Source organism: Bifidobacterium sp. SO4 (genome assembly GCF_018555355.1).
GTDB lineage: Bacteria > Actinomycetota > Actinomycetes > Actinomycetales > Bifidobacteriaceae > Bifidobacterium > Bifidobacterium miconisargentati.
Genome location: NZ_JAFEJP010000001.1, coordinates 158,289 through 181,078, shown reverse-complemented (window position 1 = coordinate 181,078; position 22,790 = coordinate 158,289). Strand labels below are relative to the sequence as shown.

The following is a 22,790-nucleotide window of genomic DNA, read 5'->3' as shown; positions in this document are numbered from 1 at the left end:
GAGCAGGGTGCCGGGGTGTTTTCGGGCTGACTCGCAACGGCAAATCAGTCCCTCGTGACGCAGAAAGCCCGCCACCGCACGTATGGGCAGTGGCGGGCTTTCGGTCAGTTGGCTCCAGCGGCCCCCATCAACGGCTCTTACGCTGCATCACCGCGGACAGCGAGCGGACGCGCGGCAGCGAGAACACCTCGTCGGTGTGCACCACGTGGCCGCCGCCGTCGGCCAGCGGCACGCGCCAGTTCGAGTACTCGTACGAGGTGCCGGGCTGGTTCTGCGAGCGGGTCTCGCCCACGCCGTCCACCAGCGCCGCCTGCAGCAGCAGCGACGGCGTATCGGTGAGCATCGCGTGCATCGCCTCCACGATCTCCTGGATATGGCCTTCCACGTCCTCGGCCACCGAAGCCGTAATATAGCCGCTTTCCACCAGGCGGTTCATCATGGCCGTGCGCTCGGCCATCGCCGAGGCCGCGAACGCCTCCACCGGCTCGCTGAGCAGATGCAGCTCCTCACGCAGCTTGACGTGCTCGAAGTTCAGATAGCCGGCGGTCGGCGGCAGGTCGTGCGTGGTCACCGAGGCCAGCGCCTGCTTGCGGTATTTGCCCGGCTCCTTGTACGGATCGCCCGCGTTCGGGGAATCGTCCACGCGCGAGAACCATTCCACGTCGGTGCCGAGCACGCCGTGATCGGCCAGGATGCGGTGCACGTAATCGGGCACGGTGCCCAGATCCTCGCCGATGACCATGCCGCCCACGCGCGTGGCCTCGATGGCCAGCACGCCGAGCATCGCCTCGTGGTTGTACATCACGTACGCGCCGTTCCTGGCGCCGAGGCCCTGCGGGATCCACCACAGGCGGAACAGGCCAAGCACATGGTCGATGCGCACGGCACCCGCATGCTCGTACATCGAATGCACCATCTCGCGGTAGACCTGGTAGCCGGTGGCCTCCAGATAACGCGGATTGAACGGGGGCTGGCCCCAATCCTGGCCCTGCTGGTTGTAGAAGTCCGGCGGGCAGCCCACCGTCACCGAGCCGGTGGCGAAACGCTCCGGGTTGGCCCAGGCGTCCGCGCCGAGGCCATGCACGCCCACGGCCATGTCCTGCATGAGGCCCAGCGCCATGCCGCTTTCCGTGGCCGCCTGCTGCGCGGCGGTCACCTGCTCGGCCGCGATCCACTGCAGCCAACGGTTGAACTCGAACAGGTCGTGGTGCTCCTCCACCAGCTGCTGGACGTCCGGGTCGTCGATGCGCTTCTCGAAGAACCAGCGGTTCTCGCCCCACGGCGCGCCCCATACCTCGAAGCACAGGCACCACGTGGCGAAGGAGTCGAGGTCCGGTCCCGCGGTGGCCTTGAAATGCTCGAATTCCAACTCGCGCTTGGCGTTGCGGCCCGCGTCGAAGATGAGACGCAGCGCCGGCCGCTTGGCGGACCACGCCGCGTTGATGTCCATCGGGGTCGCCTCGTCGTTGCGCGCGGCCACCGAGGCATGCAGCTCGTCAACCTTCGCCTTGACGTCGGCCGGCAGCGTCTCGTACTCGGGGATGTCCTGCGGGCGAATGTACGTCACGTTGAGGAATCGACGCGATTCCGGCAGATACGGCGAAGGCTCCAGCGGCGGGATCGGCGCGCCGGCGTGGATCGGGTTGATGAGCATGAAGTCCGCGCCGGATTCGTGCGCGGCGTCGACGAGCAGGCGCTTGAGGTCGCCGTAGTCGCCCACGCCCCACGAATCATGGGAACGCACGGAGTACATCTGCGTCATCCAGCCCCAGCGCTGCTGCTCGGCCACCTTGGACGGCACGGGGATGCGGGCCGGTGCGGCGATGATGGTGGCGTGGCCCTCGCGCCCGTCCGCCTGCACGTCGAGCGCGTGGTATCCCATCGGCAGGTCGTTGGCGAGACTCAGAATCGGGTGGCCGGAATTCAGGTCGGGCAGTACGGTCGCGCCGTCGTACGGTTCGCCGTTCTCCAAGGTCACGGTGACGGTGACGTCCGCGTCCGCCGGGCAGTTCAGCGTGATGGTGGTGGTCTGCCCGACGTAGGCGACGACGGTCGGGGAAAGCAAACGTTTGCTGTTTGCTTCCTCCAGCTGCTTCATGGACTGGTCGATGGCCTCCGGGGTCGAGGCGTCCACATCCAGCGCCTTCAACACCGCCACCAGCGCGTCGTCGCTGATTTCGGTGTAGGTGCCGAGCTGGTCGATGAACGAGGTGGCCAGTCCGCAGGCCTTGGCAAGCCTGATGAGCGGTCGGGCCAGACGCTGCGCGCTTTCGGTGCGTTGGACGGTGCCGGTATCGGTGGTTGCTGCTTCATGAGTGCGCGCGTCAGTCATGTGGACTCCTTTGTTGGCTGAAGGTTGCTGTTCGTTTGCATTGCTGTTCGAATGCCGCTCTTCGCTGAGGTTTCGGTAATCTGACAGACCAATGTGCTTGCTGTGCTGCCTTCAACGGTAACTCATTTTGACAACGATTGCAATACGTCGGTGCGTTGGGGTGCCAAGGCTGGGGAACGTCACCCGATCACCGCGAATGATTGCGGCGGAAGGGTGAGCAGCCCGCCGTCAATGGACGGCCCGCCCAGCCCCAGCAGCACGGATGCGTCGCCTGCCAGCTCTCCGGACGGCATCGCGACCTGCGCGTCCGCACGGCTGGGGTTCATCGCGATGAACAGGGTCCGGGCGGACTCGCCATGCGCTGCGCCGTCGGTGCCGTCGGCGCCATCGCCGTTCGGACGGCGCAGATACGCGAACGCGCGCCCCTCGGCCGGCGCGGCGACCACATCGAACCCGGCGTCCGCATCCAGCGCCGGCTGCGCGGCCCGCAGCGTCAGCACCGAACGCACCCAGTGCAGCAGCGAATCGGCGCGCGCCTCCTCGCCCGAGACGGTCGGCGCGCCTGGTTCCGGGTCGACCGGCAGGTACAGCTCATCGGCATCCGCCGTGGAGAACCCGAGGTTCGCCGCACCGGCCTCCCACTGCATCGGCGTGCGGCTGCCGGTGCGCGTGTAGCCGCCCTCCTTGGTGGGCAGCGGGCGGTAGCGCATGCCGATCTCGTCGCCGTAGTAGAGGAACGGGCAGCCCGGCATGGTCATGAGCATGCCGTACGCCACCTTGCGTTCGCGTTCGGTCAGGCGCTGGCCCGTGCGCAGGGTGTCGTGATTGCAGGTGATGAGGCCGAACAGGCCTCCCTCACGTTCGGCATCGCGCAGCTGCGGCAGGTACTGGTCGAGGAACGGCGCGATCGAAGTGTCCGAGTCGGCGTTGAAGTAGCTGGCGTCACCCTCGTGCGTGAGCGGCGTATCCGTGTTGCGCAGCAGCATGTTGTATCCGTTCGGGTTGCCGTCCCAGCGCCAGTCGAGGTAGAAGTCCATATCGAACCCGGCCTGCATCGACTCGTACGGCCGCCCCCATTCGGAGACGAACGCGGCCTCGGGGAATTCGGGGCGGATTTTCGAGAACAGGTACTGCCAGGTGCGGATGGTGAAGGGCTTGCCCCCGTCGTCGTGCTTGACCAGGCTGTCCGCCATGTCCACGCGGAAGCCGTCCGCCCCGCGCGAGAGCCAGAAGCGCATCACGCCCAGCAGCGCCTCGCAGGTGGCGAGGGCGTCCGGGCCGAGCGCCGGCTTCTGCCAGGCGTATTTCGGGTGCGCGAAGCCGTAGTTGAGCGCCGGCTGGCACTTGAAGAAATTGAGGATGTAGGTGCCGTCGCGCCCGGCCTCGCCGCCGATGAACGGCAGACCGTCGCCGCCGGAAATCCAGCAGTCGGTCCAGATGTACCGTTCGGAGACGTTCTTCCCGTCCGTGATGCGGTCGGCGGGGTCGGCCTGGCCCGAGGCACGGAACCAGGCGTGCTCCTCGCTGGTGTGGCCGGGCACCAGGTCGAGCAGCACGTGCATGCCGCGTTCGTGGGCCGCCTCGAACAGGGCGACGAGGTCGTCGTTGGTGCCGTAGCGCGCGGCCACGCGGGTGTAGTCGCGCACGTCGTAGCCGGCGTCCTTGAAGGGGGAGTCGTAGCACGGGTTGATCCACAGCGCGTTGCAGCCGATGCCTGCGATGTAGTCCAGCTTGCCGGTGATGCCGGGGATGTCGCCGATGCCGTCGCCGTTGGAATCGGCGAAACTCTGCGGATAGATCTCGTAGAACCGTGCCCCCGAAAGCCAGTCCGGTCGTGCGAAGGTACGGGGGGATTCCTGGGCGTGTCGTGCTTGGTCGGTCATTGAAACTCCTTTGTTTGCGCGGGTTCACGGGCATTGCCTATCGATTGCAATAGTAGTCGCTCGACACGAATTGCCAACGTATGCAAAACCGTGGTACACTTACAGCCAACGATGTTCCGCAGAGTTGCAAACACGAAACATTCCTAGGCAAAACCAAGAAGATGCAAGCGTATGCAACCCGGTATCCAGTGATGGATTGAGAACGTGTGCATCGAATACAGAACTTTGGACGTAACCGGCCAAGAACAGAGAAAGAAAGGACCGATCAATGAAGATCAACTGGAAGAAGGCTCTCGGCCTCACCGCCGCCGTGGCCATGCTCATGCCGCTCGCCGCTTGCGGCGGCTCCGACTCCGGCAACGGTGGCTCCTCCACCGCCGGCACCGAGGACGTCACCCTGAGCGTCTGGGCCCCGCAGGAGGATCAGGCCAAGGGCGATGACGGCTCCGAGGCCTGGCTCACCCAGGTCGAGGCCAACTTCGAGAAGGATCACCCGGAGTACAAGATCACGTGGAAGAACGACGTGGTCTCCGAGGGCGACGCCTCCACCAAGGTCCAGACCGACCCGACCGCCGCCGCCGACGTCTACATGTTCGCCTCCGATCAGCTCGGCGCCCTCATGAAGGTCCAGGGCATCGGCGAGCTCGGCACCGACGCCGTCAAGCAGCTCAAGGAGCAGAACGGCGATCTGGAAGTCGCCTCCATGACCGGTACCGACGGCAAGTACTACGGCGTGCCCTACACGGACAACACCTGGTTCATGTACTACGACAAGTCCGCCTTCTCCGACGAGGACATCAAGAGCCTCGACACCATGATCTCCAAGGCCGCCGTCTCCTTCCCGCTCAACGATTCCTGGTACATCGGCGGCTTCTATGACGGCCTGCAGCTCTTCGGCGAGAATGGCACCGACGAAAGCGCCGGCATGGTCTTCCCGAAGGACGCCGGCGACATCTCCAAGTACCTGGTCGACCTCGCCGCCAACCCGAACTTCCACAACAGCTCCGATAACTCCGGCCTGTCCGAGATGACCGAAGGCACCGTCAAGGCCTTCTTCTCCGGCTCCTGGTCCGCTTCGGACATCAAGAAGGCCCTCGGCGACAACTTCGGCGCCGCCCAGCTGCCGACCTTCACCGTGAACGGCCAGACCAAGCAGATGAAGTCCTTCGCCGCCACCAAGGCCGCCGCCTACAACCCGAACGCCAAGAACCCGAAGGCCGCCGCCCAGTTCGCCGCCTACCTCGGCTCCACCGAGTCCCAGAAGCTGCACTACGAGCTGCGCAACATCATCCCGACCGACAAGTCCCTGTCCAGCCTGACCACCGATGACCCGGTCGCCATCGCCCAGACCAACACCATGGCCAACACCGCCATCCTGCAGTCCGGCCTGGCCGGCATGGGCTCCTGGTGGGATCCGGCCAAGGCCTTCGGCGACGCCATCCTGAACAAGGAAGTCACCTCCGACAACGCCCAGGCCAAGACCGACGAGTGGGTCAAGCAGGTCGGCAAGTACGCCGAGTGACAGCCCGGCCGATAACCACAGACTTGGGCGACGGTAATACTCCACTCCTTCACGCCGCCCAACCTCACCTATAACTGAACATAACTGAAAACAGATAACTGAAAACCGGTGCTGGAGGTCCGTCAAAGGTACGCCAGTTGCGGGCGATGAGGGGAACCGCGATTCGCCCGCAATCCCCAGCACCACCAAGCGGTTTCGTCTTCTTGTTTCTCCTCCTCCTTCATTGCCAAGCAGAGCTCGGGCAGCGTGCACGCGGTGTCCGGGCTTTACTTGGGTCAGCGCAGGTTGCGGCGTCGAGGCTGCGGCCGGCAGACGGGACGGCATCGGGAAACCACCAACTTTTCAACCATTTCAACCATCAATCGTTATCGTGAGAGGCGGTAGGGTGCAATGACCACAGCAACCCTTTCTCCGCGGGAGATGAAGCGCCGTCGCAGGATGGGCGCGGACTATGTGGCGCCCTCGCCGTATTCGGTGAGGAACGCGCTGACCAAGGGTGACGTGTTCACCAAGCTGTCCGCAGTCGTCTTCGGCCTCGGCAACATCGTCCGCAAGCAGTATGTCAAGGGCGTCGCGTTGCTGGCGCTCGAAGTCGCGTTCATCGTGTTCATGATCACGAACGGCGCGAACTACCTGTCCAAGCTGCCCAGCCTGGGAACCCAGAAGCAGGGCAAGCAGCTCGTGGACGGCTTCTGGGTGTACGTCCAGGGCGACAACTCCGTGGTCATCCTGCTGTACGGCGTGTGCACCATCGTGGCCTGCATCCTGTTCGTCTACCTGTGGACCATCTCCCTTAAGTGCTCGTACAAGGCCGAATGCCTGGCCCGTGCGAACGGCAAGGCCCCGAGCTTCAGGGACGACCTGCGTGCGCTGACCGACGAGAAGGCCTACCAGCTGCTCATGTTCCTGCCGACCCTCGGCATCCTCGTGTTCACCGTGCTGCCGCTGATCTTCATGATCTCGATGGCCTTCACCAGCTACGACCGCAACCATCTGGTGCTCTTCGACTGGGTGGGCTTCGAGAACTTCGGCAAGGTGTTCTCCACCGGCAACGGCACCGTCAGCGCCCGACTGTTCATCCAGGTGACTATCTGGACCCTGGTGTGGGCGTTCTTCGCCACCTTCCTCAACTTCTTCCTCGGCATGTTCTTCGCCATGGTCATCAACCGCAAGACCACCCGCTTCAAGGGCTTCTGGCGCGCGTACTTCTCCATGTCCATCGCCGTGCCGCAGTTCGTGTCCCTGCTGGTAATGCACACCATGCTCCAGCCGACCGGCGCCATCAACCGCCTGCTCATGCAGTGGGGATGGATCGACCAGGCGCTGCCGTTCTTCACGAACACCACGTGGGCGCGCGTCACGGTCATCGTCATCAACCTGTGGGTCGGCATCCCGTACACGATCATGCAGATCACCGGCATCCTGCAGAACATCCCCGCGGACCTGTACGAGGCCGCCAAGCTAGACGGCGCGAACTGGTGGCAGATCTTCACCCAGATCACCATGCCGTACATCATCTTCGTGCTCACGCCGTACCTGATCACCACGTTCACCGGCAACGTGAACAACTTCAACGTCATCTACCTGCTGTCGGGCGGTGCCCCGGTGCCGATCGGCGATTCCGCCGGCACCACCGACCTGCTCATCACCTGGCTGTACAAGCTCACGGTCGATAAGAACGATTACAACCTCGGCGCGGTCATCGGCATCATGACGTTCATCGTCCTCGCGGTGGTATCGCTGATCACCTACCGCAACTCCGGTTCCTACAAGAATGAGGAGGCATTCCGCTGATGAGCAACCACAGCATTCAGAAGGCTGAATCGCACAGCCTCATGCATGATGCGAAGAAGCGTCGCATCCTGGGAGACATCCTCTCCCATCTGTTCCTGGCCGTCATGGCCGTGATCTGGCTGATCCCGATCGTGTGGGTCTTCGCGGAAAGCTTCAACAAGAACACCGCGCCGTACACCAAGACGTTCTTCCCGACCGAGTTCTCGCTCGACAACTACATCGGCCTGTTCACGGACAAGACCGTGCTCGACTTCCCGAAGATGTTCATGAACACGCTCATCGTGGCGTGCTTCGTGTGCGTCATCTCCGTGGTGTTCGTGCTGGCCGTGGCCTACTGCATGAGCCGCCTGCGCTTCCGCACCCGCAAGACCTTCATGAACGTGGTGCTGATCCTGGGCATGTTCCCCGGCATCATGGCCGTCTCCGCCATCTACTTCATCCTCAAGGCCGTGGGCCTGACCAGCGAGGGACTGACCACCATCGCCCTGATCCTGGTCTACTCGGCCGGCTCCGGCGCGGGCTTCTACGTGATGAAGGGCTACATGGACACCATTCCGACCTCGCTGGACGAGGCCGCGATGCTCGACGGCTGCACCCGCCTGCAGGTGTTCTACAAGATCATCATCCCGATCTGCAAGCCCATGATCGTCTACCAGGCCATCATCGGCTTCCTGACTCCGTGGCTCGACTTCGTGATGGCCAAGGTGATCTGCCGCACGCAGTCCAACTACACGGTGGCCCTGGGCCTGTGGCTCATGCTGCAGAAGGAGTACATCCAGAACTGGTACGCGCGCTTCGCCGCCGCGGCCGTGGTGATCTCCATCCCGATCGCCATCCTCTTCATCGTCATGCAGCGCTTCTACCAGGAGTCGATGTCTGGATCGGTTAAGGGCTGAGGCCATCAAGGAAGCCCGGTGGGCTTCCGGCTGGCCTCAGCCTGAGCGAGGCGGTAGCCGAGCGAAGGTCGGATTGAGCCCGGCCGCAGGCCGGTCCGTAATTGCAGGGGCCGAAGGCGAGCCGTTAAGCGGACAGCCCGGTGGACTTCCCATAGCGTCACCCCGAGCGAGCCCGTAATTGCAGGGGCCGAAGGCGACTTCTTTCTCGGCTCCCCTTGTCAGGGGAGCTGTCAGCGGAGCTGACTGAGGGGTAGTCTCCTCGTCCGAAAGTCATTGCCGTCAAAGACCGCTGCCATAGCACCGCATACATAACCATGGCTCCCGCCACCTGACCGGGAGCCATTCTCATATACCCAAAGGAAAGGAGCTTCCCGTGCCGCAACCCGCTTCACTGGCCGTGGCCGACTGGACCCCCGCCGAGACCGCCCTGCCATGCCCCGATTACCCGGTGTACAAGGACGATGATCTCGGTGCGTTCCCGGACTCCAAAGGCACCACGTTCCGCGTTTGGGCCCCCACGGCCAGCGGCGTCACGTTGCGGCTGTTCAAGACCGGATCCCCGAACGAGGAGGCCGTGGCCGACGATGCCGAATCCGTGGTGGCGGCGGGGATGGAAACGCCTCCCTCCGTCAATCCCGCCGCCTTCCCCTTCGAGACCTACGAGCTCGCCCCCGGCGCGGACGGCACCTGGCTCGTTCGTTGCGACGGCATCGGCCATGGCGTCTACTACGACTACATCGTGCGCTTCCCGGATGGCACCGAGCATCGCACCGCCGACCCGTGGGCCCGTGCCGCCGGTGTGAACGGCCGCCGCAGCATGGTCGTGGACCTCTCCCGCACGGATCCGGACGGTTGGGACCAGGACCGCCGCCCGCACATCCCTAGCCGCGACCTGGTCATCTGGGAGACCCACATCGGCGACTTCAGCAACGACCCGCACAGCGGCGTGCCGTTCGAGCACCGCGGCACCTACCTCGCGTTCACCTACGACGGCACGAGCGTGGACGGCGACGGCGAATTCCCCACCTGCGTGGCCTACCTCAAGCGTCTCGGCGTCACCGCCGTGCAGCTCATGCCGTTCTACGACTACGGATCCATCGACGAATCCCTCGCGCGCGACGATCCTCGTCACGGCTTCAACTGGGGGTACGACCCGCTCAACTACAACGTCCCCGAAGGTTCGTACAGCACCGATCCATTCGACGGCGAGGTGCGCATCCGCGAATGCAAGCGGATGATCCAGGCCCTGCACAAGGCCGGCATCAAGGTGATCATGGACGTGGTCTACAACCATATGTTCTCCACTGACAACTGGTTCGAACGCATGATCCCCGGCTACGCGCTGCGCCGCCGCGAGGACGGCAGCTTCGCCGACGGTTCGGCCTGCACGAACGACGTGGCCACCGAGCATCCGATGATGCGCAAGTACATCGTGGATTCCGTGACCTACTGGGCGCGCGAATACCACATCGACGGCTTCCGCTTCGACCTCATGGGCCTGATCGACGTGGACACCATGAACGCCGTCCGCTCCGCGCTCGACCAGCTGCCGGGCGGCGCGTCCATCCTGATGCACGGCGAGCCCTGGGCCGCCCGCGAGACCGCGCTCGTCAAGGGCACGATCCTGGCGGACAAGCGCGGCATGCCGTACCTGAGCCCGCGCATCGGCATGTTCTGCGACTCCACACGCGACGCGGTTCGCGGCCATGTGTTCTACCAGAAGGTGCCCGGCTACCTGACCGGCGCGGCCGCCGATTACGCCGACGACATCCGTCATGCCGAGGACGGCTGGCGCGGCACCCTGAGCGGCACCGCGGCCGTCGGCCAGCTCATCCAGTACGTGTCCGCGCACGATGACCTGACCCTGTGGGACAAGCTGTGCGCCACCATGCGCCCGATTCCCACCGAGGTCGATTACGCGGCCGAAGGCGAGCGTTGCGAGGACCTCATGCAGTCCAACCGGCTGGCTGCCGGCGTCGTGTTCACCGCGGCCGGCGTGCCGTTCCTGCTGGGCGGCGAGGAATTCGCCCGCACCAAGCACGGCGTCTCCGATTCGTTCCGCAGTCCCGTGGCCCTGAACCAGCTCGACTGGTGCCGCGCGCAGCGGTTGAGCGGTCTGGTGGACCATTACGCGGCGCTGATCCGTCTGCGGCGCGGCAATCCCGCGTACTTCGGCGGTGCGCGCATGATCGTGCCGCGCGAGGACGAGGTGGTGGTGTTCCGCGTGGGTGACGACTGCGTGGCCATCAATCCCGCCGACGAGCCGCGCTCGCAAGCCACGGTCCAGCTGGAAATGCCCGGCCCATACGACGAGGTCTCGAAGATCGCGCCCAACGACTGGCGATGCATCTACTGCTCCGAGCCCGGCGTCGCCGTCCCCGAGGCCGAGAACCGTCAGCTTCCCCTCCCGCCCCGCACCTTCACCGTCTGGCGTCGCTCGCGTTAGTCCTGGCCTCGATTCTCCTCCTCCGCTGAGTCGCCGCACATCTCCTGGCTCCCCTCTCTGAGGGGAGCTGTCGAGCATAGCGAGACTGAGGGGAGCCAAACAACGGTCACAACCCCATCCTTTGAAAAGAGGCCCCCATGCCCACCTATTCCGCCGTATTCTTCGACCTGTACGGCACATTGGTCGACATCCGTACGGACGAATCGTCGGAGATCGCATGGTCGGCCTTGTGCGATGCCCTGGCCATCGAGTGCGGTGCGCTGTACCCCTCCAACGACGCCCTGCGTGAGCGATTCGAGGCGCTCGCCGACCCGATTCGGGCCGCGGCGGCGGAGAAACACGGCGAATGGGCCGAGCCCGATCTGTTGCCGGTATACCAAGAGCTGACGGTGCGACCGACATCGCATCAGACCGGCGGCGCGACCGCAGCCGGCCGGGAGACCGCCGGAAAGAACGGTGAACCCGGAAACCCTGCGGAGACGGAAGTCGCCCGCCGTCTCGCCTGGACGTTCCGACGCGCCAGCACCAGCCTGCTGCACCTCTATCCGGGTGCATTGCAGCTGCTGGCCCGATTGCAGGCCGCGGGATTGCGCGTGGTACTCGTCAGCAACGCGCAATCCTGCTACACCCGCCCCGAAATGGAATTGCTGGAGCTTGCCGGCGCGTTCAATCGCATCGTCATCTCCAGCGAGGAGGGCGTGCGCAAGCCCTCGCCGGAGATCTTCAACCGCGCGCTGGCCCGTGAGGGATTGCGACCGGATCAGGTGGTCATGGTCGGCAACGATTCCGTTTCGGACATCGCCGGTGCCCGTGCGGCCGGCATCGACGGCATCTACCTGCGCACCGCCATCTCCCCGCCGGACGACCCGGCCGTCTGCCCCGAAGCCGTACTCTCCCTGACCGGCCCCGATTATGCTGGAATCACACGATTCCTCGGCGTACAGTAAACGATTTACGTTGGCTCCCCTCTCTGAGGGGAGCTGGCTCGCGAAGCGAGACTGAGGGGAGCAGACGCCGAGCGCACAAAGGAGCATCCATGAACGAGATCGAAATGGCCCGTCAACGCAAAGCGGCCGAAGCTGGAGCCGGTCGCCGTCATAAGGGCCTGTCCGTGTTCCGACTCAAGGTGATCGGCGCGGTCTTCATGGCGCTTTCCGTGGCCTCCACCACGCTCGTGCCCACGCTGTTCGGTCCGTTGAACGCGGACAACATGACCGGCCTGACCGTCGCCGTGATCTGCGAGATCGCCTCGTGGTGCGCCGTGCCCATTTACGCCTGGCTGCTCTTCGACGGCTGGAAGCACACGGGCAACCGGGTTCGGTATGGGATCGAACTGTTCATCGTGGCGAGCCTCGCCGGCTTCCCGTACGACAAGATCATGACCGGACATTGGTTCGACGCGCGCACGCACAACCCGGTGTGGGGATTGTTCTTCGCATACGTGGTGCTTGTCTGCATCGATTGGATTCGGCGCACATATTCGGGCGCTCCGCGCTGGCTGCTCGCCATAGCAGTGATCATCGCCGGCGTGCTGTGGAACCTCATCATGCGCGTCGGCGTGAGCCAGCGCGTGATGTACACGGGCGCGCTCGCCCTCGCCTTCGTGCTGATCTTCTACTTCCTCAACAACCGCGAGAACACGATGATGTTCACCGCCGGTCTGCTGGGTGCGGTCATGTGCATCACCCCGGCCGTCGGCGTGGCCTTCCTCCACTACCGCAACGGCGAACTCGGCTACCGGCATTCCTGGACCAAGTGGGTCTTCTACGCCCTCTACCCGGTCATGCTCCTCATCGGGGCCCTGCTGTAGCGCGATTCGCCCGCATGACTTGACGGTCAGACAACAGGAAAACGGCCTGCGAACCATGTAAGTCACATTGGTCGCAGGCCGTTTCCGTGTCTTCGCGAGGGCAGCCTCTTACTCCACGTCGCCGAAGGGCATATCGGTGCCACGCGGCACGAGCTGCGCTTCCACCACCTCATGCGGCGTATCGAGCTCCTTGCCGTCGATGAGCTTCAGCGCCTTGGTGGCCGCGGTCCGACCCATCGCATACGGATCCTGACGCATCGTGGTCAGGTTGATGGTGTCCGCGTACGGGCTGTCGTCGAAGCCCACGATCGAATAGTCGCGCGGCGTGCGATGCCCGTAGCGCTCCAGCTTGAGCACCAGCGGAATCGCCATCATATCCATCTGGCAGCAGATCGCGTCCGGGAATTCGTCCAGCGCGAGCAGTGCGGACAGCGCCGAATCGGCGAACGCCGGGCCGCGCGGCACGGACAGCACCTGCCAGTTGAGCTCGTGCTTGTGCTCGCCGTCCTGGCAGGCACGGATGAAACCGCGTGCACGGGCGTCGATGGAGGAATTCAGCAACGCCGCCTCCGAGCACGGGTACACGATGTGCTTGTGCCCCAGATTGATGAGGTGCTGGGTTGCCGTGTACATGCCGCGCTCGTCGTCGATGCTGACGGTGGCGTCGAAGCCGTCCACGGAAGGCGTGTTGATGCCGATGATCGGCACGTGGAGGCGCTTGAGCTGCTCCGTCTCGTGCGGATCGATGGCGAACGACGCCACGAACACGGCATCCACGTTGCGACGGATGGGCAGATCGGTGAAGAACTCATGGCGGTTCTGCTCGGTGTCGATATGCTGGAACAGCGAGATGTCGTATCCGGCCGGATGCATCATCGACTCGATGCCGGCGAACGTCTGCGTGTTGAACCAGCTGGTGATCTCCTCGTTCATCAGCAGCGCCACACGGTTGGTGCGGCCGGACTTCAGCGCCGTGGCCGAACGGGAGATGTTGAAGTCGAGCTTGTCCGCGATGTCCAGCACCTTGCGGCGGGTCTTGTCCGAGACGAGATCCGGGCGGGTGAACGCGCGGGACACCGTGGAGATGGAAACACCGGCGGCCTTGGCCACCTCGTAGATGTCTGCCTTACCCATATGACTCTCCCTTTCACGCAGCGCGCGGACATCGTCCCGAGATGCCGAACTGTCGCGATGATACGTCGTTGTAATGTCAACTATCGCCATCATACACTGCAAACGTTAGCGAAACAACGAGCCACACGTGGTTTTAATCATGATATTCTTTGCGTAAAGACTAAGGTGCGAACGTATGCGGTAAGACTTGCTGCATGGCAGTGCCGCTTGATGAGACGCAAACGCTCGATGGAGAGTGGGGGAGACCGATGACGATAAGGATCGCGGTACGACGGTTCGTAGGTCCGCTGCGCAGGGTGATGGCGTCCGCCGTCTCGGCGATCGTGGCGCTCGTGATGACGATGGTGGCGTTGCCCGTCCTGCCGTCCGGCCCGGTACGGTCCGCCCGTGCCGCCGAACCGCAGAGCGATGTCATCGTCATCGCCTTCCAGACCAACTGGAACTCCGTTGCCCGCGAATGCACCGAAGCCTACGGCCCGGAAGGCGTGGGATACGTGCAGGTCTCCCCGCCGCAGGAGACCATCGCCGGCGCGCAATGGTGGACCTCCTACCAGCCGGTCAGTTACAAGCTCGATTCCAAGCTCGGCACCGAGGCCGAATTCAAGGCCATGATCAAGGAATGCAAGGCGGCGGGCGTGCGCGTCATCGCGGACGCGGTCATCAACCATATGGCCGGTGCCGACCGATCCGGCACGGGCGTGGCCGGCAGCGCCTTTGACAACGCTGGCAGCTTCCCTGCGGTGCCGTACACCCCCGCCAACTTCCACGACTGTACTGCGAACGTAAGCAACTACAACGATGCCGACAACGTGCAGAACTGCCGGCTGAGCGGACTGCAGGACCTCGACACCGGTCAGGAATACGTGCGGGACAAACTCGCCGACTACATGGCCAAGCTGCTGGACATGGGCGTGGCGGGCTTCCGCGTGGACGCCGTCAAGCACATCGCCGCCAAGGATGTGGAGGCCATCAAGGCCAAGCTCGCCGAGAAGACGGGCCGGAATGCGGACGACATCCTCTTCGAGCAGGAGGTCATCGGCAGCGCGTCGGAGGCCGCGGAGATCCAGCCGTCCAACTACCTGAGCGCCGGCAAGGTTTCCGAATTCAACGTCAACGCGCGGCTCAAGCAGGCCTTTGACGGCGACATCAACTCCGCCAGCTTCGGACTGGCCCGCATCGGCGCCAGCGCAAGCTGGGTGCCGTCCGACAAGGCCGCCGTATGGGTCACGAACTGGGATACCGAACGCAACGGCAGCGCCCTGACCTACAAGGACGGCGCGAAATACCTGCTGGCCAACGCCTTCCTGCTGGCATACGGATACGGCCAGCCGCACGTCTATTCCGGCTACTACTTCGGATCCAACGACGACGGCGCGCCCGGCGCCACCGCCGACTCGGTGCCGGATATGACCTGTCCTACGGACGGCGCCGAAAGCGCCGGCACCTGGCAGTGCGCGCAGCGCTGGACCGCCATCCGGGGCATGATCGGCTTCCACAACGCCGTGGTCGGCACCAAGGTCACGGATTGGAAGGAGTACGGCGAGAACGTGGTCGGCTTCGGTCGCGGCGCTGCTGCCGGCGACGCTGGTGACTCTGGCACCGCTTCTGGTTCCGGGGCGTCTGCCGGCGACGCCGATGGTGCGGCCGACGACATGACCGCGGCTGGCGAGGCCGGTGCCGGCGTGGGCTATCTGGCGATCAACAACAGCGACAAGACCGTCACGCAGACGTTCTCCACTTCGATGCCGGCCGGCGTGTACTGCAACGTGTACGCCGCCGGCGATTGCTCCGCCGCCGTTTCCGTCAAATCTGACGGCACCTTCGAGGCCACGCTGCCGGCCGGTTCCGCCATCGCGATCCATGTGGGCGCCACGCGCGGCGCGTGGTCCGGCACGCAACGCTCCGACCCGACCGATCCGGATTGGTTCGTCGCCAGCGCCGCCGAGATGACGGACGCCCAGCCCGCGGACCATGCGGACGCCGTCATGGACGAGGAGACGGCCGAAACCATCGACGAAACCAGCCGTTCCGCGGGCCTTTCGGTTCTCGTCCTGGCCGCCGCCATGCTCCTCCTCACCGCCCTCGCCCGCCTGCGCAAAGGCCCCTCCAAAACCTGAGTGCCATGGAGTATATGGCTCCCCTCTCTGAGGGGAGCTGTCGAGCATAGCGAGACTGAGGGGAGTCCCATAAAACCTGAGTGCAACACGCTCAACTTTTTGTGACGAATTTGGGAATAGAACTTGCCGTTCGGAAGTTGAGTGGTGTAGGCTCAAGTTTTGGAAGGTCCAAGAGACGACCGGTTCGGAACTTGGGCGAGAAACGTACGAACGAATAATCAAGAACAAAAGGAGCACACATTATGGCACGTGCAGTTGGTATCGATCTGGGTACTACGAATTCCTGCATCGCAACGCTGGAAGGCGGCGAGCCCACCGTTATCGTGAACGCTGAGGGCGCCCGCACCACGCCGTCCGTGGTCGCGTTCTCCAAGTCCGGCGAGATCCTCGTCGGCGAAGTGGCCAAGCGTCAGGCCGTCACCAACGTTGACCGCACCATTTCTTCTGTCAAGCGTCACATGGGCACCGACTGGACCGTCGAGATCGACGGCAAGAAGTGGACCCCGCAGGAGATCTCCGCGCAGATCCTGATGAAGCTGAAGCGCGACGCTGAGGCTTACCTCGGCGAGCCGGTCACCGACGCCGTGATCACCTGCCCGGCATACTTCAACGATGCTCAGCGTCAGGCCACCAAGGACGCCGGCAAGATCGCAGGTCTGAACGTCCTGCGTATCATCAACGAGCCGACCGCGGCCGCTCTGGCCTACGGCCTTGAGAAGGGCAAGGAAGACGAGCGCATCCTGGTCTTCGACCTCGGCGGCGGCACCTTCGATGTCTCCCTGCTGGAGATCGGCAAGGATGACGACGGCTTCTCCACCATTCAGGTGCAGGCCACGAACGGTGATAACCACCTGGGCGGCGACGATTGGGATCAGAAGATCATCGATTGGCTGGTCTCCGAGGTCAAGAACAAGTACGGCGTCGACCTGAGCAAGGACAAGATCGCCCTGCAGCGTCTGAAGGAAGCCGCCGAGCAGGCGAAGAAGGAGCTCTCCTCCTCCACCTCCACCAGCATCTCCATGCAGTACCTGGCCATGACCCCCGACGGCACCCCGGTGCACCTGGATGAGACCCTGACCCGTGCGCACTTCGAGGAAATGACCTCCGACCTGCTTGGCCGTTGCCGCACCCCGTTCAACAACGTGCTGCACGATGCCGGCATCTCCGTGTCCGACATCGACCACGTGGTGCTCGTCGGCGGTTCCACCCGTATGCCGGCCGTCAAGGAGCTCGTCAAGGAGCTCACCGGCGGCAAGGAAGCGAACCAGTCCGTGAACCCGGATGAGGTCGTGGCCGTCGGCGCCGCCGTGCAGTCCGGCGTCATCAAGGGCGACCGCAAGGACGTCCTGCTCATCGACGTGACCCCGCTGTCCCTCGGCATCGAGACCAAGGGCGGCATCATGACCAAGCTCATCGACCGCAACACCGCCATCCCGACCAAGCGTTCCGAGGTCTTCTCCACCGCTGAGGACAACCAGCCGTCCGTGCTGATCCAGGTCTACCAGGGTGAGCGTGAGTTCGCCCGCGACAACAAGCCGCTGGGCACCTTCGAGCTGACCGGCATCGCTCCGGCCCCGCGTGGCGTCCCGCAGATCGAGGTCACCTTCGACATCGACGCCAACGGCATCGTGCACGTGTCCGCCAAGGACAAGGGCACCGGCAAGGAGCAGTCCATGACCATCACCGGTGGTTCCGGCCTGCCGAAGGACGAGATCGACCGCATGGTCAAGGAAGCCGAGGCTCACGAGGCCGAGGACAAGAAGCGCAAGGAGGACGCCGAGACCCGTAACCAGGCCGAGGCCTTCGCCTACAGCACCGAGAAGCTCGTCAACGACAACAAGGACAAGCTCTCCGACGACATCGTCAAGGAAGTCACCGAGAAGGTCAACGCCCTCAAGGAATCCCTGAAGGGCGAGGACACCGAGAAGGTCAAGACCGCTCAGACCGAGCTGATGACCGCCGCCCAGAAGATCGGCCAGGTCCTCTACGCTCAGCAGGGCGCCGAGGGTGCCGCGGCCGGTGCCGCCGGCGCCGGTGCGTCCGCCGGTTCCGCCTCCTCTTCCTCCGACGATGACACCGTCGAGGCCGAGGTCGTGGATGACGACGACAACAAGGACAACAAGTGATGTCCGACTTCAATAAGGACGACTACCTGAACGACCTGCCGGACGCGGACGATTTGGCTGCTGCCAAGTCCTCCACGGCCGGCACGGCCGCCTCTGAGGGCGGTTCCCAGCCTGAGACTGCAAATACCTCGGCTCCCTCTGACGAGGGAGCTGGCGCGGCCACTGCCGCGACTGAGGGAGAGAAGCCGGCGAATGCCGGAAAGGACAACGACTCGGCGAAGTCTGAGTCCGACTCCTCCTCTTCCTCCGACGACGACACCCTCACCCCGCTCGGCAAGGCCAAGAAGGAGGCCGCCGACTACCTTGAGGCCCTGCAGCGCGAACGCGCGGAGTTCATCAACTACCGCAACCGCGCTACCCGCGAGCAGGAGCGCTTCCGCCAGCACGGCATCATCGACGTGCTGACCGCGCTGCTGCCGGCCCTCGATGACATCGACCGCATCCGCGAGCACAGCGAGATGGACGATTCGTTCAAGGCCGTGGCCGCCAAGATCGACAAGGCCTTCGAGAAGTTCGGCGTCGAGAAGTTCGGCGAGAAGGGCGAGACCTTCGACCCCACCAAGCACGACGCGATTCTGCACAAGCCGGATCCGAACGCCGACAAGGAAACGGTCGATACCGTGGTCGAAGCCGGCTACCGCATCGGCGACCGCGTGATCCGCGCCGCCCGAGTGGTAGTAGCCTCCCCCCAAAACTAAATCCCTCCCCCAAAAGAGGACCTTCCGAAATCCGTTCACTTATTGAACGTAACGATTTTCGGACTTACATGCAGTGAACGCAGACGTAAGTTAATGGCTAAACGGAGCGTGAGGCGATGGCATGTGTTGCATGACCGTAGGCTTGGCCGAACGGCCTTGAGTGTGTCAGGCAACACATGCCATCGCCTCACGCGCACCCCACGACTTACTTAATCAAAACAGACTTAAGAAAGGAGACATGAATGGCTGAGAACGAATGGCTCAGCAAGGATTTCTACAAGGTCCTTGGTGTCTCCAAGGACGCCTCCGACGACGACATCAAAAAGGCGTACCGCAAGCTCGCCCGCAAGTACCATCCGGACGTCAACAAGACCAAGGAGGCCGAGGAGAAGTTCAAGGACATCTCCGAAGCTTATGACGTGCTGAGCAAGAAGGAAGATCGCCAGAAGTATGACGCGATCCGCCAGTTCGGCATGGGCGGCGCACGCTTCGCCGGCGGTTCCGGTTCCGGCGGCTTTGATGCCTCCGGTTTCTCCGACATTTTCGGCTCCATGTTCGGCGCGGGTTCCGGCATGGGCGGCAACGGTTCGCGTATCCGCTTCTCCACGTCCGGCGCCGGCGGCAACCCCAACCTCAACGACATCTTCTCGATGTTCGGTGGCGCCGCGGGCCAGGGTGCCCAGTACGGCAACGCCGGCGGCTACGGCTACGAGGAGGCCCCGCGCCCGGAGAACGGCGAGGACCGCAACTCCAAGATCGCGCTGACCCTGCGTCAGGCCATCAAGGGCGCCACTGTGTCCCTGTCCGTGGACGGCAAGAAGTTCAAGGCCCACGTGCCCGCGGGCGTGCGCGACGGTCAGAAGATCAAGCTCGCCGGCAAGGGCAAGCCCGGTCTCAACGGCGGCAAGGCCGGCGATCTGTACCTGCACGTCACCGTCAAGCCGGATGACACGTTCTCGATGCGCGGTTCGGACATCGTCATGGACCTGCCCGTCACCGTTGGCGAGGCCGTGGCCGGCGGCAAAGTCGAGGCCAAGGACATCGACGGCAACCCCGTCACCTTCAAGGTGCCGGCCGGCTCCAGCTCCGGCACGGAGCTCAAACTTGCAGGCTTGGGTGTTCAGCGCGGCAACCAGTCCGGCGACCTCATCGGCCGCGTGCAGATCATGGTCCCCGCCAAGCCGGGCCTCATGCTCAAGCACGCCGCCAAGGAATTCGACGAGAAGGCCGGCGACTACCTCGCCCGCTGATCCCGCCCGGGCTCTTTCTCATCATCGAACAGCGGTTTCGGCTCCCCTGAAGCGGCTGTGAGCGTGTTGATGGATTACGACCCGTTTGCACATTGGCTCCCCTCTTTGAGGTGAGCTGGCCGCCGTAGGCGGACTGAGGGGAGTCCCTATGCAAAACCGCGTATTCAACGCCTAATTCAAGGAGGCACATCATGGCGCGAACAGCCAATCAGATGCGGCAGCTCTACGCCATGTGCGCCACCGCGCTCGTCATGGGCCGCGCCGACCTGGACGGTGCGGATGAGGTCGGTTTCGACATCGAACTGCCCATCTTCACCGTCGGTCAGGCGGCCGAACTGGCGGGCATCCACCCCCAGACCCTCCGTCAATACGACCGGTTGGGTCTGGTTCGTCCCCAGCGCACGGATGGCGGCGCCCGCCGCTACTGCCTGCGCGACATCGCCCGCCTGACCCGCGCCCAGCGCCTGAGCCAGGACGAGGGCATCAATCTTTCCGGCATCGCCCGCATCCTGTCGCTCGAAGAGGAGAACCGCCAGCTGCGCCGCGAGGTCAAGCGCATGCAGTCCGCCAATGAGGACAGCGTCTTCGCCGCCGGCCGTGACGGCAACATCGTGGAGGTCCAGCGTTCCAATCGCGCCCGTCTGTGGCGCAATGCCATCCGCCGCGAAACCCGCGAACTCCCCGGTCGCCCCGCACCTGCCGCGGCGGGCTACGGCCAGAACGCCGCCGACTCGCGTTCCGCCGTCGCCTCTCCTTATACCGACGATTCCAAGTCCATGGTCCTATGGGGCTGGTGATGCTCGCGGCATCGCCGAACACCCCTGTATCCCCTGATGCACGGTCGCACAGTGTGGTCAAAATCCCGCGGTGTGGTGGTCCCGCCATGGCGTAACGGCTAGGAATGGCTGTATTCCGCCCTTTTCCGTAACCACATCGTGCGCGGCACACCACACTGTGCGGGAATCACCACACCGTAGGCGCGTTGAACTTCTCCAACTGTCGTATCCGGTTGGTGCAATGGAGCATAGGGAGACGCAACGTGACGAAATGGATGTATGAACGGAGGTAGGCATGCTGCTCAAGGCTGTGTTCTGGGATCTGGACGGTACGCTCATCGATTCCGAGCCGCTCTGGCATGACGGTGAGATTGAAATCGCGCACGCCAATGGTGGCGACTGGAACGAGGAACTCGGCTGGTCCGTCTCGGGCACCCCGGTGCCGAACGTGGCCCGGCACATGATTGATCGTGGCTGCACGCTGAGCGTCGAGGAGATCGACGTGCAACTCAAGGATTACGTGTTCAACGCGGAAGTCGAGCGCCTGCCGTGGATTCCCGGCGTGCGGGACGTACTGCGTTCACTCAAGGACGCCGGCATTCCGTGCATGCTGGTCACCACCTCGCCCCGCCGCATGGCAGAGAACATCATGAAGCAGGCGGACGGCCTCCTCTCCGGATACATCTGCGGCGACGACCCGTACGACCACAAGCCCAGCCCCGCGCCGTATCTGGCCGCCGCGGCCAAACTCGGCATCGCGCCCGAGGACATGGCCAAGTGCGTGGTCATGGAGGACTCCTCGGTGGGTCTCAAGGCGGGTGCCGCGTCCGGTGCCACGCTGATCGCGCAGACCGGCTGGATCCGCACCGACACTTCCGGTCTCGGCCAGTTCGTCTCCATCGATTCCTACGAAGGCATCGATGCCGCCGCCCTCGACGCTTTCGTGCGCCAGCGCCTGGCGCAGTCGGCCGAATAACCTCGCACGGCGGCGACCGGTAACGGCAGCTGGTAACAGCAGCCGGTCGGGGATCATCGGCGCATTGTGCAGATTCCTATGAGCCTGTCGGTTTCCGTTCAGGCTTGTATAAGCCCCGCTGGTAGGGTAGTGGACGGCTTGATACGTGCGTTTCGCGCGCCGCCGTCCGCCGCGAATCCCGGCGAGAGCGGGGCCTGCGACGCATGACCAACTTCGACTCATAGGAATTCCAGGAATCACATGGGCTTTATCAATTTCATCCTCGAACTGCTGAAGGATCCGCGCGCCGCGATCGCCGGTTGGATCGCCATGGGCGTGGCGCCGACCCTCGGCTTCATCTTCCTCATCGTCTTCATCGAGACCGGCGTGGTGTTCTTCCCGTTCCTGCCCGGTGACTCGCTGCTGTTCGCTGCCGGCGTGTTCGCCGCTCCGGACGCCGCCACCGGCAAGGCCGCCCTGCCGCTGCTCTACCTGCTGCCGGTGGTGTGGTGCGCGCCGATCATCGGCGACCAGTGCAACTACTTCATCGGCCACTTCTTCGGCCGCCGCATCATCCAGTCCGGCAAGGTCAAGGCCATGACCCCCGAGCGCATCGCCAAAACCGAAGGCATGATCGAGAAGTGGGGTCCGCTTGCCGTGTTCCTGGGCCGGTTCTTCCCGTTCATCCGCACATTCATGCCGTTCATCTCCGGCATCTCCGGCATGCGGTGGAGCCGATTTACGCCGTTCTCGGTGCTCGGCGGCCTCACTTGGTCCACGCTGTTCACGCTGCTGGGCTACTTCTTCGGCAACATTCCGGCCGTGCAGGATCACTTCGAGCTGGTGATCGTGCTCATCCTGCTGGTCTCGCTCGCCCCGACCATCATCGGCCTGTTCAAGGCCAAGTTCGGCAAGAAGAAGCCGGAGCCGGTGACCGATTCCCAGCTCGACGTGATGGAGTCCGGCATCGAGCACCTCGATAAGTAAGCCTCCAAATTCCCGCCATAGCGGCCATGCCTCGCGCATGGCCGTTTTTGTTTAACAGAGCTTT

The 22,790-nt window shown here is 64.0% G+C and carries 16 protein-coding genes; 13 read left to right on the top strand and 3 right to left on the bottom strand.

What is annotated here, in order from left to right; all coding sequences use genetic code 11:
- Nucleotides 1-127 precede the first annotated feature (127 nt).
- Complete coding sequence (gene malQ, locus JS536_RS00775) at nt 128-2,332, bottom strand: 4-alpha-glucanotransferase (protein WP_214355412.1); 2,205 nt, start codon at nt 2,330-2,332, stop codon at nt 128-130.
- Nucleotides 2,333-2,511: 179 nt separating this feature from the next.
- Entirely contained in the window at nt 2,512-4,215 is a 1,704-nt protein-coding gene (locus JS536_RS00770) for an alpha-amylase family glycosyl hydrolase (protein WP_214355411.1), read from the bottom strand.
- Nucleotides 4,216-4,483: 268 nt separating this feature from the next.
- On the opposite strand from JS536_RS00770, the gene JS536_RS00765 reads away from it, so the two are divergent.
- From JS536_RS00765 to JS536_RS00740, 6 genes are all read left to right on the top strand, one after another.
- Nucleotides 4,484-5,737 carry an extracellular solute-binding protein gene (locus JS536_RS00765; protein WP_214304233.1) on the top strand — a complete coding sequence of 418 codons (1,254 nt, stop codon included), beginning with the start codon at nt 4,484-4,486 and terminating at the stop codon, nt 5,735-5,737.
- Nucleotides 5,738-6,157: 420 nt separating this feature from the next.
- Nucleotides 6,158-7,531 carry a sugar ABC transporter permease gene (locus JS536_RS00760; RefSeq protein ID WP_214355502.1) on the top strand — a complete coding sequence of 458 codons (1,374 nt, stop codon included), beginning with the start codon at nt 6,158-6,160 and terminating at the stop codon, nt 7,529-7,531.
- Nucleotides 7,531-8,427 (top strand): sugar ABC transporter permease, encoded by an 897-nt coding sequence (locus tag JS536_RS00755; protein WP_109056012.1) that lies wholly within the window; start codon nt 7,531-7,533, stop codon nt 8,425-8,427. Before JS536_RS00760 ends, JS536_RS00755 begins: the two co-directional genes overlap by 1 nt.
- Nucleotides 8,428-8,800: 373 nt before the next feature.
- The gene (gene pulA, locus JS536_RS00750) at nt 8,801-10,873 is read left to right on the top strand and encodes a type I pullulanase (protein ID WP_346427444.1); all 2,073 of its coding nucleotides are present in this window, start codon (nt 8,801-8,803) and stop codon (nt 10,871-10,873) included.
- Nucleotides 10,874-11,010: 137 nt separating this feature from the next.
- Nucleotides 11,011-11,820, top strand: coding sequence for an HAD family hydrolase (locus JS536_RS00745; RefSeq protein ID WP_214355410.1), 810 nt, complete (start codon nt 11,011-11,013; stop codon nt 11,818-11,820).
- Between the two features lie 89 nt (nt 11,821-11,909).
- Nucleotides 11,910-12,683, top strand: a complete 774-nt coding sequence (locus JS536_RS00740) for a TraX family protein (protein WP_214355409.1) — start codon at nt 11,910-11,912, stop codon at nt 12,681-12,683.
- Between the two features lie 108 nt (nt 12,684-12,791).
- Here JS536_RS00740 and JS536_RS00735 read toward each other — a convergent pair whose 3' ends face one another.
- Nucleotides 12,792-13,817, bottom strand: a complete 1,026-nt coding sequence (locus JS536_RS00735) for a LacI family DNA-binding transcriptional regulator (RefSeq protein WP_214355408.1) — start codon at nt 13,815-13,817, stop codon at nt 12,792-12,794.
- Between the two features lie 248 nt (nt 13,818-14,065).
- On the opposite strand from JS536_RS00735, the gene JS536_RS00730 reads away from it, so the two are divergent.
- The 7 genes from JS536_RS00730 (at nt 14,066) to JS536_RS00700 (ending at nt 22,726) form a co-directional block, all read left to right on the top strand.
- Nucleotides 14,066-15,934, top strand: a complete 1,869-nt coding sequence (locus JS536_RS00730; protein WP_240544178.1) for an alpha-amylase family protein — start codon at nt 14,066-14,068, stop codon at nt 15,932-15,934.
- A gap of 242 nt (nt 15,935-16,176) precedes the next feature.
- Entirely contained in the window at nt 16,177-18,060 is a 1,884-nt protein-coding gene (dnaK, locus tag JS536_RS00725) for a molecular chaperone DnaK (protein ID WP_109056959.1), read from the top strand.
- On the top strand, nt 18,060-18,758 hold the full coding sequence (grpE, locus tag JS536_RS00720; RefSeq protein ID WP_214355407.1) for a nucleotide exchange factor GrpE: 699 nt from the start codon (nt 18,060-18,062) through the stop codon (nt 18,756-18,758). The genes dnaK and grpE overlap by 1 nt, the downstream gene beginning before the upstream one ends.
- A 242-nt stretch (nt 18,759-19,000) precedes the next feature.
- On the top strand, nt 19,001-20,008 hold the full coding sequence (locus tag JS536_RS00715) for a DnaJ C-terminal domain-containing protein (RefSeq protein WP_214355406.1): 1,008 nt from the start codon (nt 19,001-19,003) through the stop codon (nt 20,006-20,008).
- 191 nt (nt 20,009-20,199) lie between these two features.
- The gene (locus tag JS536_RS00710; RefSeq protein ID WP_214304239.1) at nt 20,200-20,805 is read left to right on the top strand and encodes a helix-turn-helix transcriptional regulator; all 606 of its coding nucleotides are present in this window, start codon (nt 20,200-20,202) and stop codon (nt 20,803-20,805) included.
- 274 nt (nt 20,806-21,079) lie between these two features.
- A complete protein-coding gene (locus JS536_RS00705) occupies nt 21,080-21,760 on the top strand; it encodes an HAD family hydrolase (RefSeq protein ID WP_214355405.1) in 681 nt (226 codons plus the stop codon).
- Nucleotides 21,761-22,000: 240 nt separating this feature from the next.
- Nucleotides 22,001-22,726: a VTT domain-containing protein gene (locus JS536_RS00700; protein WP_109056954.1), complete on the top strand. Its 726-nt coding sequence runs from the start codon at nt 22,001-22,003 to the stop codon at nt 22,724-22,726.
- The last annotated feature ends 64 nt before the right edge of the window (nt 22,727-22,790 follow it).

Bases quoted from the DNA above. Each gene is read 5' to 3' on its own strand.
- malQ (WP_214355412.1), bottom strand. From the start codon at position 2,332: ATGACTGACGCGCGCACTCATGAAGCAGCAACCACCGATACCGGCACC.
- JS536_RS00740 (WP_214355409.1), top strand. From the start codon at position 11,910: ATGAACGAGATCGAAATGGCCCGTCAACGCAAAGCGGCCGAAGCTGGA.
- JS536_RS00745 (WP_214355410.1), top strand. From the start codon at position 11,011: ATGCCCACCTATTCCGCCGTATTCTTCGACCTGTACGGCACATTGGTC.
- JS536_RS00755 (WP_109056012.1), top strand. From the start codon at position 7,531: ATGAGCAACCACAGCATTCAGAAGGCTGAATCGCACAGCCTCATGCAT.
- JS536_RS00700 (WP_109056954.1), top strand. From the start codon at position 22,001: ATGGGCTTTATCAATTTCATCCTCGAACTGCTGAAGGATCCGCGCGCC.
- JS536_RS00760 (WP_214355502.1), top strand. From the start codon at position 6,158: ATGAAGCGCCGTCGCAGGATGGGCGCGGACTATGTGGCGCCCTCGCCG.
- JS536_RS00715 (WP_214355406.1), top strand. From the start codon at position 19,001: ATGGCTGAGAACGAATGGCTCAGCAAGGATTTCTACAAGGTCCTTGGT.
- JS536_RS00705 (WP_214355405.1), top strand. From the start codon at position 21,080: ATGCTGCTCAAGGCTGTGTTCTGGGATCTGGACGGTACGCTCATCGAT.
- JS536_RS00730 (WP_240544178.1), top strand. From the start codon at position 14,066: ATGACGATAAGGATCGCGGTACGACGGTTCGTAGGTCCGCTGCGCAGG.
- JS536_RS00735 (WP_214355408.1), bottom strand. From the start codon at position 13,817: ATGGGTAAGGCAGACATCTACGAGGTGGCCAAGGCCGCCGGTGTTTCC.
- JS536_RS00770 (WP_214355411.1), bottom strand. From the start codon at position 4,215: ATGACCGACCAAGCACGACACGCCCAGGAATCCCCCCGTACCTTCGCA.
- grpE (WP_214355407.1), top strand. From the start codon at position 18,060: ATGTCCGACTTCAATAAGGACGACTACCTGAACGACCTGCCGGACGCG.
- dnaK (WP_109056959.1), top strand. From the start codon at position 16,177: ATGGCACGTGCAGTTGGTATCGATCTGGGTACTACGAATTCCTGCATC.
- JS536_RS00765 (WP_214304233.1), top strand. From the start codon at position 4,484: ATGAAGATCAACTGGAAGAAGGCTCTCGGCCTCACCGCCGCCGTGGCC.
- JS536_RS00710 (WP_214304239.1), top strand. From the start codon at position 20,200: ATGGCGCGAACAGCCAATCAGATGCGGCAGCTCTACGCCATGTGCGCC.